This is a genomic window from Anaerospora hongkongensis, from assembly GCF_004339805.1.
Classification (GTDB): Bacteria; Bacillota; Negativicutes; order Sporomusales; family DSM-15969; genus Anaerospora; species Anaerospora hongkongensis.
In genome coordinates this window covers 139395-154008 of sequence record NZ_SLUI01000012.1, presented here as the reverse complement: position 1 = coordinate 154008, position 14614 = coordinate 139395, and the positions used below count along the sequence as shown (strand labels likewise).

The following is a 14614-nucleotide window of genomic DNA, read 5'->3' as shown; positions in this document are numbered from 1 at the left end:
TTTTTATTCTTTTTCGCCTATATTTTATCTGCTCAAGCAAAGAAGGCTGCCACAAAACGCTTTTTTTCAAAAAGCATTTTGCGACAGCCCCTTTTCATAAGTATCGATTAACTCTTTCCGTTGCTATCCTCGTTATTGTCATTTGAGGGTTTCAGGGCCGGTACGGCTATGAGCCTTTCAAGTGACGCTTTTGGGGCAAGATTCCCCCGCTCTATCTCAATATTTAAAAGGACGACTAAGATTCCCCGCGCAATCAAGCCAATCAGTATTAAGAATACAAAGTCAATATATGGCCCGAGAGGGGTTAGATAGATAAAAACATTCAATCCATTTAGGATCATATAGAAAAATACAAAAGCAATCAGACCAGCCCAAACAACAGTTCCTATAAAGAACCTCTTCCAGGAATTTGCATACTGGTAAACCAGCATAGCATACAGAGGTATTATGGTCAAATCGCTCACAAAAAAGTTCTGTTGTAAAGGAGCCATCCTAAAGAACGTCGACCAAAGTCCGATAAGTTCACCAATGGAATCATATACGGAAAATGCTACTGCCACTAAAGAGCCAAAAAGCAATAACTCGACAAGCCGTTTTTTATCAGCTAAATAGAAAAACAAAATATATGTAAACATAACAAAAAGAAATAAACCAATCCATATCGGAGAAAGAAACTGCTCGGACAACCACTTCTCCACAACTATCTTATCTAAGTATTCCGATGTTTGCCTAAGATGTTCGTTAGTAATCACAGGCTTACACCTCCTTAATACATGCTGAAATTATTTTATCCAGCTATGTATTTCCGTATCCTGCACCGTCAAGATAGTTTTTGCAAATTAAGCGACGTGACGACAAAACAACAGCGCTGTCTCGATTCAGCTGAGATAGCGCTGTTGTTTTGTAACAAGTATGTTTTACTATTATCTGTTAGTTTTGAAATACTCTAACGCTACTTCCGGGAAGAGCGCATAAGATAATACATCCTCAACTGAAGCATTCGGGTAACCATGATTAGCCAGTTCCGTTTTCAAGGCTGTCATCTGCGGGGCGATATCATCAGCAGGGCGATGGTTAATGACTGTTTCATCGCCGATGATAAGTTGTCTTATCGCTGGGTCAATCGGGGCTGGAGTGCGTCCATACTTGCCACGAACAAGATCCTTTATTTCTCTGGGCACTACCTTATAGCGACCAAGCATGACATTAAAAGCAGCCATCGAGCCCACCATCTGGCTAGTCGGCGTTACAAGCGAAGGATAGCCAAGATCGGCCCGGACTCGCGGCATTTCTTCAAGCAGTTCCGGATATTTGTCTGCCATGCCTTGCTCTTTCATCTGGTTTAGAAGATTCGATAACATGCCTCCTGGTATCTGGAAAGATAATACCTTTGTATCAATATCAATCGCCGTATTGAGTTTAAAGGTATCAGCAATGTCTTTCTTTACTCCCCGAAAGTGGTCCGCAATAGGGTACAAGTTCTCTTTTTTAATCCCCGTATCCCATAACGTACCTTCCAACGCTGTTACGATAGCTTCGGTTGCAGGCTGAGACGTGCCCATTGAAAAAGGCGAAAGTGCACAATCCACTATATCCACCCCGGCTTCGATAGCTTTTAGATAAGTCATTGAAGCCATGCCGCTGGTATAATGCGTGTGAAGGTGGATCGGAAGACTGATTTCTGCTTTCAAGGCAGCTGCTAAATCATAAGCAGCATATGGAGCTAAAAGACCGGACATGTCTTTAATACAAACCGAATCAGCACCAAGCTGAACCAGTTCACGGGCAACCTTTAGAAAACTTTCTGTATTATGATAGGGGCTAATGGTGTAGACAAAAGCACCTTGAACATGAGCGCCCGCTCTCTTCGCAGCTTGCATTGCCACTTCTAAATTGCGAGTATCGTTAAGCGCATCAAAGATACGAATCACACCGACGCCGTTATCTACGGCCCGATTAACGAACTCTGTAACCACATCGTCCGCATAGTGATTATAGCCAAGCACATTTTGCCCACGCAACAGCATTTGAATGGGAGTTTTTTTTAATCGGCCTTTTAAAGTTCTTAAACGCTCCCAAGGGTCCTCTCCCAAAAAACGGAGACAGCTGTCAAATGTCGCTCCACCCCAAGCCTCTAATGCCCAATAGCCTGCCTCATCCAGTTGTTCTAATACCGGTAACATATCGGTAATTCTCATACGAGTTGCGGCTAGCGACTGATGTCCGTCCCTTAACACCGTCTCGACAATTTTAAGCGGCTTTTTCACCATCTATCTCCCTCACTTATTTAGTACACTACTTTTAGACTCTGATACAGCAATCAATTGCTTTCCTGCCAAACGAATACTTTCAATCATCTCAGCAATTTCTTGTATCGCTTTTGCTTGCTCTTGCGTGATTGTGCTTTCCTGCTCAACATTCTTTTGAACAGTTTCTACTGAGCTACGGAATTGTTTCAGTATATTTGTGATATTCTGGGTAGAGCTTTGGCTTTCATCAGCAAGCTTCCTAATTTCCCCTGCGACGACAGAAAAACCGCGCCCCAAGTTTCCTGCACGGGCCGCTTCTATAGCGGCATTCAACCCTAATAAATTAGTCTGCTGAGCAACTCTCCTGATAATGCCTAAAATCGCAGATGTACTCTCAACATCTTTCGCAACTGATCGGGTAACTACAGCAGTCGCTTGACTTGTTGCCGCTAACTCTTGTGAGGATGCAGCCACTTCCTCTATAGCTTTTGCGGACCTTTCAAGGGCATTATAAATAAATTCAACTTGTTTATGAATTTGTTCAGCCTTAATTCGCTCTATCAACCGTTCAGCCTCACGTGCTTTGGCAATTTTGACTGCCTCTGTAATTGATCGCTTAATTGAAGCAATACCTGTGGGTACTGCTTCAGCTGCTAAACCATAATCTCGTGCAACTTTAACACCCGTGTTATCCCCTGCAATCGCTGTAACGCCTTCCCGTGATAGCTCTTGTATAAGGAGACTTACTTGCTCAGCACTTTGCCAAGGACGCATGAGAATTTCCCTGTCTAATATCCGGATGTTCTGTTTATTGTCTTCAAGTAGACTATGATGTGCTACAAGCCCAATCTTTTTTGCACCATTACTCGCTAACCGGTCTGCCGCTTCTAAAATATCAGCTATACTAGCTGTAACATCAACGACCGTTATATCAGATAATTGCTTAATATTTTCAGCCGCTCCCCCTCGGCTTATAACAAGCCTAATATTGGGGTGTGAAAGAACTGCACCTTTAGCCTCCAACATAGTACTCAATTCAATCTTTAGAGGAATGCCAATGTCAGCGCTTACTTCGGCTGCAATAGCGGCCATCGATTGGGACAGCGCAACAAACAATATCTCTTCCATTCTATCCCTCTTTGCGTTAATACGATAATCAATCCCCCCATAGGCGATACTCCTATAGGGGGACATCAAGGTTAGCCTCTTTGTGCTAATTCCTTTTTAATTAGAGGCTTAATACCGCCACTTGTTAGTATATTCAACATATATTCTGACATAGGCTCAGCCTGAGCGGTTTCACCGGTTGTTTCGTTCGTAACTTTGCCAGACTGAATGTCAACTGATACGCTATCTCCTTTTTTAACTCTTTTACTAATTTCTGGACAAACCAGTACAGGGACACCCAAATTAACAGCATTCCGGTAGAAAATACGTCCAAAGGACTCAGCCAGAATAGCACCTGCCCCTACTGCTTTGAGGGTGATGGCAGCATGCTCGCGGCTCGATCCGCAGCCAAAATTGGTGGAAGCAACGATAATATCGCCTTGCTTAAACTCCTGCACAAAGTTCGGATCCGCCCCTTCCATAGCATGCTTAGCTACATCTTCTATATCAGTTAATTCTACAAAACGGCCAGGATATATTTGATCCGTATCTATATTCGCGCCGAAAACAAACGCTTTCCCTCTTGCGATTTTTTCCATCATGCAACACTCCTTAGTCCAGATATTGAGTTGGATCGGTTATTTTACCTTCCAGAGCAGAAGCCGCCACAGCCGCTGGTGATCCCAGGAATATTTCGCCTTTGACATGACCCATTCGTCCAGGGAAGTTCCGGTTTGTGGAGGAAATACAGGTCTCTCCTCCGGCAAGCATTCCCTGATGAGTACCGAGACAGGATGCGCAGCCTGGCGTAACAAATGTTGCACCGGCGTTGATCAGTGTCTTCATATAGCCTTTTTCCATTGCCTGCAGCAATACATCCCGGGAAGCAGGTACAACAATCAACCGGGTACGGGGATTAATTTTCTTGCCATCTAAAATTTTAGCCGCAATTGCAATATCTTCAAGGCGTCCTCCCGTACAGGATCCGAGATAGGCCTGATTAATTTGTCTTCCAACAAACTGGGTAATATCATGTACGTTATCAACACTGAATGGTGCAGCAACTTGGGGAGCTAGCTTGGATACATCGAATGTATGCTCTGCCGCGTACTGATATCCAGGGTCTGTTGTAAACACTTCATACTCACGCGTAACGTTTTCTTTCACAAAAGCCATAGTGACTTCGTCCGGCTGAATATATGCCGTCTTAGCTCCCATTTCTGTTGTCATATTACACAGAGCCATTCTTTCCGAAATGCTAAGCTGCTGAATAACAGAGCCGCCGAACTCCACCGCTTTATATACGGCATAATCTGCACCGAGTTCACCAATAGCATGAAGGATGATGTCCTTAGCATAAACACCTTTGGGCAGTTGGCCTTCAAAATTAATGCGGATTATCTCCGGAACCCGGAACCAAAGTTTACCTGTGATTAAAATAGTCGCCAGATCAGTTGCACCAACTCCCGTACCAAAGGCGCCAAATGCACCATGAGTGGTTGTATGTGAGTCAGTTACAACAATAAGTTCACCCGGATAAGAAAGACCACGATCTGCCAGGACCTGATGGCAGACACCTTCATTGATATCGATTAGTAAATCAATGCCTTGATCCCAGCAGAACTCACGAAATTGCTTTTGATTGTCAGCCTGCGTAATCGTTGACGCAGGAGCGTAGTGATCCAAAAACATAATCACTTTACTAGGATCGTAGACTCGATTGCCACCCATTTCAAAAAATGAGCGCACCGTCTGAAGATACAGGTCGTTAATACCTGCCATATCGATAAAACAATTCACGATTTCGCCTGTTGCAACAGAGTCTTTGCCAGCCTTTTTTGCGAGGATCTTTTCAATTGCGTGCATAATAAACCTCCTATTTTCAACGCTTTATATTTACCACAAACCAAGAATCTTCCACCAAAATGACCCGATTCCAACCCAAATAATCATGTTAACAACTGACACCAGGAACCCAATCTTCCACCATGTTCCCTGATCGACATAGCCCGCACCAAAGTAAATGGGCGCCGGACCGGCTGCATAGTGAGTGAGCGACATACAAAGGTTCGACATATAGGCTAATGCAAGCGCCACAAGGAACGCTGGCGCCCCTGCTGCAACTGCCACAGCCGCAAAGGCCGCATACATAGCAGTAATGTGAGCAACAAGGCTGGCAAAACCGTAATGTGCATACATGTAGATAACCAAAAGGATAACAAAGGCTTGCATCCAGGGTACACCCACCATGCTGGCGCTAACCAGCTTTGCAAACCAAGGGATGAAGCCAAGCTTGGATAAATAATCAGCTAAGCCAATCAAAGCTCCCATCCATATCAACGTATCCCAGGCGCCTGTTTCCGTTAAAACATCCTTCCACTCTAATACCTTAGTTACCATCATAACCGTAACGGCAAGCATCGCCACAACAGTCGCGTCAAGCTTCGTATATTGAGAAGTACTCCACAGAACCAGTGCTCCTACGAATACAGCGGCGACAATTTTTTCCCCTATAGACATAGCGCCCATTTGTTCCAGTTCTTTGGCAGCTATTGCTTTTGCTTCCGGTGTTTTCTTTACTTCGGGAGGATAGAACTTATAAAGAAGGTATGGCACAACAATAATAGATAAAAGTCCGGGTACAAGAGCAGCTGTTGCCCACAAGCCCCAGCTAATATTAATTTTCAACGTATTTGCGGCTAGTGAAGCAATGAGCGGATTACCTGCCATCGCGGTCATGAACATGGCCGATGTAATGGTATTTCCCTGATAAGCCGTTTGCATTAAATATGCACCCACTCTTCTAGCCGTGGAGCCGGGCTCAGAGCCAAAAGCGGTCGATAAGCTTTTTACAATAGGAAACAGTATTCCGCCTGCCCGGGCAGTGTTAGAAGGAGTTGCAGGGCTAATAATGAGATCACTTAGTACGATGGTATAACCTAATTTTAGTGTGCTGTCGCCAAGGGCGCGAATTAATACATAAGCAATACGGCGGCCTAAGCCAGTTTTGATAAACCCTTTGGCAAATAAGAATGCAGAAACAATAAGCCAAATAGTCCCATTGCTAAAGCCGGATAATGCCTCAGCTGGTTTTAAAACCCCAGAAAGAGCTGTAAACGTAACGCTAATAAAAGCCAATGATCCAATAGGCAGCGGCTGCAGAATAAAGCCTAGGATTGTCGAAACAAATATGGCCATTAGTTTCCATGCTTCCGGTTTCAACCCAGCCGGTACAGGTGCAAACCAAATGGCCGCACCGATCGCCAGAACTACAAGACTACGTACCATGTTGTTCACTTTTTTAACCTCCTCATCGTTATAAATAGTCCGTGAACCTAAATAGGAATTCCCCCTGCGTAAGAATCCTTCCGCCTCACAGTTATACAACTTGCAATAACCATGCCAAGTCCTAGAGCACCGTATTTTATTCATTAGTTGCGTTTATCAGAATCTTCGTGCAACATTTTTCGTTGCAAATAGTTGCAAATTGTCGTTGCATTAGTTGAGTGCGCAACATTTACATTATTTCATTGTTTAGCCAAAAATTTTTAACGTAAGGAACAAGCTCTCTTTACGTATTTTTTTATGTTGCATTATTCATCATACAATTTATAATGAAGTTATCGTTGCATTTCGTTGCATAAGGAGGCTGGCTATATGGCGCTTATCAGTTTTCTGGCACCTGATAATTCTTTATTAGAAAAAGCCAAAGCTGCGCTAATTAATAACCATGATGATATACCTGTATTCAAAGGATTACTCAGCGAGGGTGTGGTTGTCGCCTCATCGCTATTAGATCAGGGAACCGAAATTATTATTACGCGTGGCGGCACCGCATCGGCTATCCGAAATGCCGGAATCCCAGTTACAGTAGTTGAAGTTCCGATAACAGGTTTTGATATTATGCGTTGCGTGGAGCAAGCTAGAGACCACGGAAAAGTAATCGGAGTAGTAACTTTCCCTTCCATGATCGTGGGGATAGAGTGTTTGAGTTCCATCTTAGATGTAGAGCTTCGACTATATCCCATAAAAGATGAATCCGAAGCTGATCACCAGGTACGAACAGCAATCCAAGATGGAGTCCATGTTGTAATTGGCGGTTCAATTACCGTAAAGTCTGCGAACACCTTAAATTGTCCTAGTCAGCTAATCGAAAGCGGCACCGAAGGTATCTTGCAAGCAGCAAAAGAAGCAAAACGAATTGTCTATGCCCGCGCCCTGGAGAAAGAAAAAACCGGCCTCTTTCAGGCCGTACTGGATTATGCATATGAGGGAATCATATCAGTCGATAATAAGGAGTTCATCACTGTTTTCAACCCTATTGCAGAGAGAATCAGCAACATTACATCCAGCGAGGCAATTGGTAAACAGATCTCACAGATTTGTCCTAACATGGAATTGTCCAAAGTTCTGTATTCAGGCGAGGATGATTTAGGACAAATTCTCTCCATTAATGGTATAGATGTACTCTGCAACAAGATTGCCATTAAAGTAAACGACAGCGTTGTGGGGGCTGTGATTACTTTCCAGGACGTAAAATACATTCAGAAAATGGAGGAGAAAGTTCGGTCAAATATTTATGCGTCCGGTCATGTAGCCGACTTGACCTTTGATGATATCGTTGGCAATAGCGATAGTATCAAACAGACGATTGCAGTCGCTAAAGATTATTCGTTAACCAATTCATCCATTTTAGTCATTGGTGAAACAGGCTGTGGTAAAGAAGTTTTCTCTCAAGCAGTTCATAACTATAGCCGCCGTCACCAAGGACCATTTGTTGCCATTAACTGTGCTGCCCTCCCAACTCACATTTTAGAAAGCGAGCTGTTTGGTTACGTCGGGGGGGCTTTCACTGGGGCAAACCAAAAAGGAAGGCCAGGACTAATTGAACTTGCTCACGGCGGAACCCTCTTTCTTGATGAAATTGCCGAAATGGATTACATTACCCAAGGAAAACTCTTACGTGTATTGCAAGAACGAAAAGTCATGCGGTTAGGAAGTGATCGGGTAATTCCTGTCGACATTCGAATCATTGCCGCAACAAATAAAAATTTAAAAGATCTTGTCAACGAAAACAAGTTCCGGGCCGATTTGTACTATCGTCTGAATGTTCTTCAACTCAAAATCCCTTCATTACGCGAAAGGAAGGAAGACATTCCCGCTCTCGCCCATTTATTTCTAACTAATCCGGAGGACACGTTTAGACGGCGATTAAAGTTTTCCCCCGCAGCGCTGACAGCGCTTACACAATATGATTGGCCAGGCAATATTCGTGAGCTAAAAAACATCATCGAACGGATTACGGCTATACACAAGCAAGAACTAATCGACGCGTCCTCCATCCATCTTCATTTAGATGATACCAAGCTGCCATATAAGTCGCCCAAACACAAACCAAGCGAAATAGATGAGATTAACGAAGCTCTATCGTTAGCAAAAGGGAAATATGTAGAGGCTGCCAGAATCTTAGGGATTGACCGTACGACCCTGTGGCGTAAAATAAAACGGCTAGGCATAAAGTAAGCTCCTAAGCATAGAGTTATCAGAAGAACAAAAAAACGACCACTTGGTATAAAAAGTGGTCGTTTAGGCCGATAGTCGCCAGTATGTTTAACGAGCCATAATTCGAGAAAAGAATTATGGCTCTTAGTTTTACCAAGCCTTGGCTAAACTTTTCCCTATCAGCTCAACCAGCGAATTGAGAAAGCTCATTTGAACTTTTCCCGCGTAAAGTCTATCAGTTTTTTTACATCAGAATAAATTTGTCTCCCTCGTTTTGTAACAATACCAGCCCTGATTTCTAGTCCATTCGAAAACGGAATAGCAACAATTTTTGGATCGTCTAAAACGGTTTCCCGCATTAAGAAGGTCGACGCTATTTTTTTATTTACCAAACTCTTTACCGTATGCAATTGCGCCGACCGTAAAATTAAATTAGGCTTTATTCCGGCATCCTCAAATGCTCGATAGACCATCTTATTGACAAAGAAGCCTCCTTGGAGCATAACGAGTTTTTCATACACTAAATCCGACACTTCGACTTGCTTTTGTGTGGCTAGTGGATGATCAATATTGGTGCAGAAGCAGCATTCGCTATCAAAAAGTTTGGTGTAATGCAAGCCACTGCAATAATCTGCTTCGTAGATTGTAATCGCAAGATCTATTTCCTCCTGATCTACCATTTGTAATGAATCCATACCACCTAATTCAACAATTTCTAAACTTATTTCCGGATGTCTACCCTTGAATTCTTCAAGGATTATAGGTATTAAGTATGAGCCGACTTGTACAGGGATAGCTAACTTAATATGGTTCTTGGTGTTTACAAAGTCAAAAATATCATAGTTTAATTGTTCTACACTATGTAAAACTGCCGCTATTTTGCTTAAGAGGAATTCCCCTTCTTGTGTAACAGAAATTTTTTTACCGTCCCGCTTAAACAAATTCAGACCGGTCTCTGCTTCTAATTCTTTCATTGAAACAGTAATAGTCGGCTGCGACACACACAAGCTGGTGGAGGCTTTCGTTATGTTTTTCCACTTGCACACTTCAACAAAATACTTCATTTGCGTTATTGTCATTTTTTGCACCTCCCAATCCGCCGACAAAAGCGAATTGTAAATTATTATATCATTCTATATAGTTAAAACCTATTAACAAATAATAAATTTGTATTTTACGGTTTATTGCTCCGCAGTAATAATAACTGTAGCGGAATAAATTTTTAGGAGGTTTTCTCATGTTGGCCAAAAAATACTTTCCGGAGTTTACCCACAAGCTGGTGGATGTCGGAGATGGGATCAAAATAAATACTTTCGTTGGCGGTCAGGGGAAAGAGGCTATTTTACTTCTGCATGGCCACCCGGAAACTTGCATAATGTGGCGATTCATTGCCCCGAAACTAGCTGAAAAGTTTACGGTCGTACTTACCGATCTCCGTGGGTACGGCGATAGTACGAAGCCACAGGGGTTACCTGACCATTCCAATTATTCAAAGAGGGTGATGGCTAATGACCAGGTAGCTGTTATGGAGCAGCTTGGTTTTTCAAGATTCCACTTGGCCGGGCACGACCGCGGAGCTCGTGTTTGTCACCGTTTACTATTGGATCATCCGGAAAAAGTATTAACATGCACATTGATGGATATTCTCCCCACTTATGATATGTATAGAGATACTAACCAGGAGTTTGCAACAAAATATTGGCATTGGTTTTTCTATATTCAGCCAGATGGGTTTCCAGAAAAATTACTAAGCGCCGATCCAGAATTTTTCATCCATTTTAACTTGCAGCGTAAAATCGGTCCAAAGGCACGGGAGAGGTTTTCAGAAGAAATATTACAAGAATACACGCGATGTTTTTCTGACCCCATGACGATACACGGGATTAGCGAGGATTACAGAGCCTCCGCAACCATCGATATGGAGTATGATCTGCTCGACAGAGATACAATCATCAAAACGCCTTTATTAGTTTTATGGGGTGCCAATGGTGTTGTCGGAAGTTTGTGGGATGTTCTGGCAGGGTGGCAGGAACGGGCAGAGAATGTTAGCGGCTTTGGCGTTCCGGAGTGTGGACATTTTGTTCCTGAAGAACAACCGGAAATCGTTTTAGAAGCGATGTGTAACTTCTTGACGAAGTATAATGAAGAATAAAGTTTAAAGCACATGTGATAATCCCATACTCGAGAAACACAAAGAAGCCTCAACCCTTAAAGTTGAGGCTTCTTTTTATTTTTAACAAAAACGAAGCTTCATGGAGGAAATTAATTCTATTTTGCGTCTGGATTTCGTATTTTACTTTAATACCGTCAGACTTAACTCTTTCTATGCTATAGCTTAGAAAATGAAACTTTTCCAGTCATAAACAAAGTGGTATAGTACTCAAGGACATAAAAACCAGCTGGTTTATGAGCTAGGAAGAAGGCTAAAGATGAATAGAGCAATAATCACACTCATGTGCTTAGGCTTGATGATTGATGGAGGGGCTAATGGCTTGGATGAACGTCTATTGGGTGATTATATACAAGAAGGACGCACCGTTTTGCGAAATACATCAAAAAAAATGGCGACAGCATTTAGCGATCAAACGTGTTATCAGTGCGGTTACTGCTGCAAAGAAATGCCCTGTATGTATGGAAAATGGGATGAGGCCGCTCATCAATGTTCCTATTTGGAAGTAGCGGAAGAGTTCTCCGAATACAGTACATACCGCTGTTCCCAATATGACACAATTATTAGCAAAGAATCTGCTAAGAAATATCCGATGTTTGGCGGCGGCTGCGGACGGCCTTTACTAAACCCGGACCGGGAGCGAATTAAACAGGATAAGTGCTAATCGCTGATAAATATCACCAAACGACAAAACAAAATGGATGTCCTACCGGGTCAAGCATGACTGTCCACTCGTCACAGTACTGTGTATCAGCCTTCGTTGCGCCACAGGAAATGGCGTGTTTCACAGCACGTTCCAGCTCTTCTTTACTTTGTACTGCAAAGTCGATGTGCAGCATCTGCTGCTGCGCATTAAGTTCTTCCGGCCAAACAGGCGCAACGTAGTTACTGTTGGTTTGAAAGGCGATCTTGACACCGCTGAGCGGAGAACGGATGGCTAGAAAATCCTCTTCCTCTACCAAATCCTTTTCCCATCCAAGCATCCGGATATAAAAATCAGACAAAGCTTGAATATCAGGGCAATCCAGTACAATTGATTTCATTTTGATGGTGGGTATGCTGCTATTCATTTACTGCTCCTTTGCAATTGGTTGGCTGTAGGCTTACCGCCATGCTAACATCCCGGAAATCAGGCCATAAATGGAAAGGTAATTTTATGCTTAACCAAGCGCTCCAATAAATGTTTTCCCAAATTCAACACACTCTCCGGCTGTCTTTTCATCCGGATTCCATAACCCTTTAAGCCCTTCGTTCACCACAGTGAAGCCGCTGTCTTTCAAAAGCTCGTTAAGTACTTTAACCGATTCCCCGCTCCAGCCGTAAGCCCCAAAGGCGGCTGCTTTTTTATTTTTAAAGCCCAGTCCTTTTACCTCTTCCATTAGACCGGCCACTGAGGATAAAATCCCTTTATTTACCGTAGGCGAGCCAACTAAAATAGCTTTTGATTTGAAGATTTCCGTAATAATATCATTCTTGTCACGCCGGGCCGTATTGTACAGCTTAATATTGACACTGGCATCGGCTTGTTTAAGACCCTGGGCAATTGCCTCTGCCATCTTGCGGGTCCCGTCCCACATGGTATCATAAAAAACCGTGATTTGGTTTTCCTGATAATCGGCTGCCCACTCTAAATACCGGTTTACAATTTGCAGTGGATTGTCCCGCCAGATTACGCCATGGCTGGGACAGATCATGTTCACCGGCAGGTTTAATCCGACAATCTCCTTAATTTTGCGCTCAACCATCCGGCTGAACGGAGTGAGGATATTAGCGTAGTACTTCATACACTCCTGGTAAAGCTCGGCCTGATCAACCAGATCGTTAAACATATACTCCGAAGCATAATGCTGACCAAATCCGTCATTGCTGAATAACAGGTTATCGCCTGTTAAATAGCACATCATGGTATCCGGCCAATGCAGCATTGGTGCCTCGACAAAGATTAATTCCCTGGAGCCGATATTCAGCTTATTGCCTGTTTTAACTACCTTAAAATTCCAGTTCTGATGATACTGGCCTTTTAATGATTTTACGCCATTGGCAGTACAGTAAATCGGCGTATCGGGGATGTATTTCATTAATTCGGTCAAGGCACCGCTGTGATCTACTTCACCGTGATTAATAACGATATAGTCAATGCTTTCTAATGGTATTTCTTTTTGCAGGTTGTCCACAAATTCTCTGGCAAACGGCAGCCATATAGTATCAATCAGCACATTTTTCTCATCGCGGATAAGATAGGAGTTATACGTCGATCCTTTGTGTGTGGAGTACTCTTCTCCATGAAATTTCTTTAATTCCCAGTCAATCTTGCCGACCCACGTCACATTTTCAGTCACCCTAAAACTCATTTTAACAACCTCCTTATATATAGAAACTGAATTGCCCTCCGAATGTTGTCTATCTCTTATTATAACAGATAGGAGCGATTATTCTTTGACTCAAATCACAAAGTACGCCTAATCAAATGACACGGAACCCCTTTTTCATACAACCAAAGCTCAATTGCAGTTTTAAACTGCTAATTGAGCTTTTTGACATACAATTTCAACACCAATTATTGCGCAAAAATTTTATGTCGCTTAACATAAGCTATGAAATTCTTGACAAGTGGGCTGAGGGACTGCATCGAGAGGACAGCAATACCTAATATCCGGGATACATTCGGTTCCAAGGGCATTATCTTCACCTTTTCAGAGGCTCCCTGCAGAACCAAATCGGACAGCATACTAATGCCAAGCCCCCCGGAAACCATGCTTAGCACGACCGGATCATCGGCTGAAGCAGCAAGCATTTTGATCGAAATATTGTTTGTCTCCAATGCCTTTTGCACATCAATATCTTTCATAAATGATGGCATGATAAAGGGAGCGCCTTCAAATTCTTTTAGCGCAAAAATTGTTTCTTGTGCAGTAGGATATCCTAGTGGTAACACCGCCCGGTAATAGTCTTTCGCCAGCGAAACAAACTCATGTTTACATTCTGTCCCACTGCAGGCAAATATCATATCCACTTCTCTTTTTTTCAAAGCATTATAGAGTTCTTCTCTGCCCAACACTACCGTTTCAATACTCACTTTGGGATGTTCCAAATAAAACCCGCTCAAAAGAGACGGCAGCCAATTGCGTGCTACGCTGGCATAGGCTCCTATTCGGATAATTTCCTGCCGCCGGCTTTGTAAGCTGCGCACTTCATTGCGGATTTTCTGTTCGGCAGCTGCGAAATCCTCAAACAAGGGCAGCAGTTTTTCTCCTTCTGGTGTGAGGCAAATACCAAACCGACCTCGCTTGAGTATAGTGATTCCGATATCTTTTTCCAGGCTGTCCATCATATGAGTTAAGCCGGACGGAGTATACCCCAGACTGTCTGCAGCCTTTAGAAAACTGCCCGTTTTTAATGTACTTAATAATACTTGAATCTTCTTAGCATCCATAAAGCCCTCGATGTATGAGATTTCGTATTCAAATTATATGAAAATTTGTCACATATGTAGTATAAAGTGTCGCTAGACACTTTGTAAACGCATCGCTACAATATAACCAAACAAAAAGCAAAATGTATGGTACAAGCTAGCCGAGCAGCAAGC

At 42.9% G+C, this 14614-nt stretch carries 13 protein-coding genes; 3 read left to right on the top strand and 10 right to left on the bottom strand.

Going from position 1 to position 14614, the window contains the following annotated elements; genetic code table 11:
* Positions 1 to 107: 107 nt before the first annotated feature.
* The 6 genes from EV210_RS17085 to EV210_RS17060 form a co-directional block, all read right to left on the bottom strand.
* Positions 108 to 752: a hypothetical protein gene (locus EV210_RS17085; protein ID WP_132082570.1), complete on the bottom strand. Its 645-nt coding sequence runs from the start codon at positions 750 to 752 to the stop codon at positions 108 to 110.
* Positions 753 to 923: 171 nt separating this feature from the next.
* The gene (locus EV210_RS17080) at positions 924 to 2270 is read right to left on the bottom strand and encodes a pyruvate carboxylase subunit B (RefSeq protein ID WP_132082569.1); all 1347 of its coding nucleotides are present in this window, start codon (positions 2268 to 2270) and stop codon (positions 924 to 926) included.
* A 9-nt stretch (positions 2271 to 2279) separates the two neighbouring features.
* Positions 2280 to 3377: a methyl-accepting chemotaxis protein gene (locus EV210_RS17075; protein WP_165898949.1), complete on the bottom strand. Its 1098-nt coding sequence runs from the start codon at positions 3375 to 3377 to the stop codon at positions 2280 to 2282.
* 71 nt (positions 3378 to 3448) lie between these two features.
* Complete coding sequence (locus EV210_RS17070; protein ID WP_243650606.1) at positions 3449 to 3958, bottom strand: 3-isopropylmalate dehydratase small subunit; 510 nt, start codon at positions 3956 to 3958, stop codon at positions 3449 to 3451.
* 10 nt (positions 3959 to 3968) lie between these two features.
* Positions 3969 to 5222, bottom strand: a complete 1254-nt coding sequence (locus EV210_RS17065) for a 3-isopropylmalate dehydratase large subunit (protein ID WP_132082567.1) — start codon at positions 5220 to 5222, stop codon at positions 3969 to 3971.
* 30 nt (positions 5223 to 5252) lie between these two features.
* Complete coding sequence (locus EV210_RS17060; RefSeq protein ID WP_132082580.1) at positions 5253 to 6644, bottom strand: anion permease; 1392 nt, start codon at positions 6642 to 6644, stop codon at positions 5253 to 5255.
* Between the two features lie 369 nt (positions 6645 to 7013).
* Here EV210_RS17060 and EV210_RS17055 point away from each other — a divergent pair, with 369 nt between their 5' ends.
* A complete protein-coding gene (locus EV210_RS17055; protein ID WP_132082566.1) occupies positions 7014 to 8879 on the top strand; it encodes a sigma 54-interacting transcriptional regulator in 1866 nt (621 codons plus the stop codon).
* 185 nt (positions 8880 to 9064) lie between these two features.
* On the opposite strand, the gene EV210_RS17050 is transcribed toward EV210_RS17055, so the two are convergent.
* A complete protein-coding gene (locus EV210_RS17050) occupies positions 9065 to 9937 on the bottom strand; it encodes a LysR family transcriptional regulator (protein ID WP_132082565.1) in 873 nt (290 codons plus the stop codon).
* Positions 9938 to 10095: 158 nt separating this feature from the next.
* On the opposite strand from EV210_RS17050, the gene EV210_RS17045 reads away from it, so the two are divergent.
* Positions 10096 to 11010, top strand: a complete 915-nt coding sequence (locus EV210_RS17045; RefSeq protein WP_132082564.1) for an alpha/beta fold hydrolase — start codon at positions 10096 to 10098, stop codon at positions 11008 to 11010.
* Between the two features lie 277 nt (positions 11011 to 11287).
* Entirely contained in the window at positions 11288 to 11692 is a 405-nt protein-coding gene (locus tag EV210_RS17040) for a hypothetical protein (protein WP_132082563.1), read from the top strand.
* Between the two features lie 13 nt (positions 11693 to 11705).
* Here the strand turns inward: EV210_RS17040 and EV210_RS17035 are convergent, their stop codons facing one another.
* The 3 genes from EV210_RS17035 to EV210_RS17025 all read right to left on the bottom strand — a co-directional run bounded on the left by EV210_RS17035 (position 11706) and on the right by EV210_RS17025 (position 14461).
* Positions 11706 to 12098, bottom strand: a complete 393-nt coding sequence (locus EV210_RS17035; RefSeq protein WP_132082562.1) for a VOC family protein — start codon at positions 12096 to 12098, stop codon at positions 11706 to 11708.
* Between the two features lie 90 nt (positions 12099 to 12188).
* Complete coding sequence (locus EV210_RS17030; protein ID WP_132082561.1) at positions 12189 to 13379, bottom strand: anaerobic nitric oxide reductase flavorubredoxin; 1191 nt, start codon at positions 13377 to 13379, stop codon at positions 12189 to 12191.
* A 206-nt stretch (positions 13380 to 13585) separates the two neighbouring features.
* On the bottom strand, positions 13586 to 14461 hold the full coding sequence (locus tag EV210_RS17025) for a LysR family transcriptional regulator (protein ID WP_132082560.1): 876 nt from the start codon (positions 14459 to 14461) through the stop codon (positions 13586 to 13588).
* Positions 14462 to 14614: the final 153 nt, after the last annotated feature.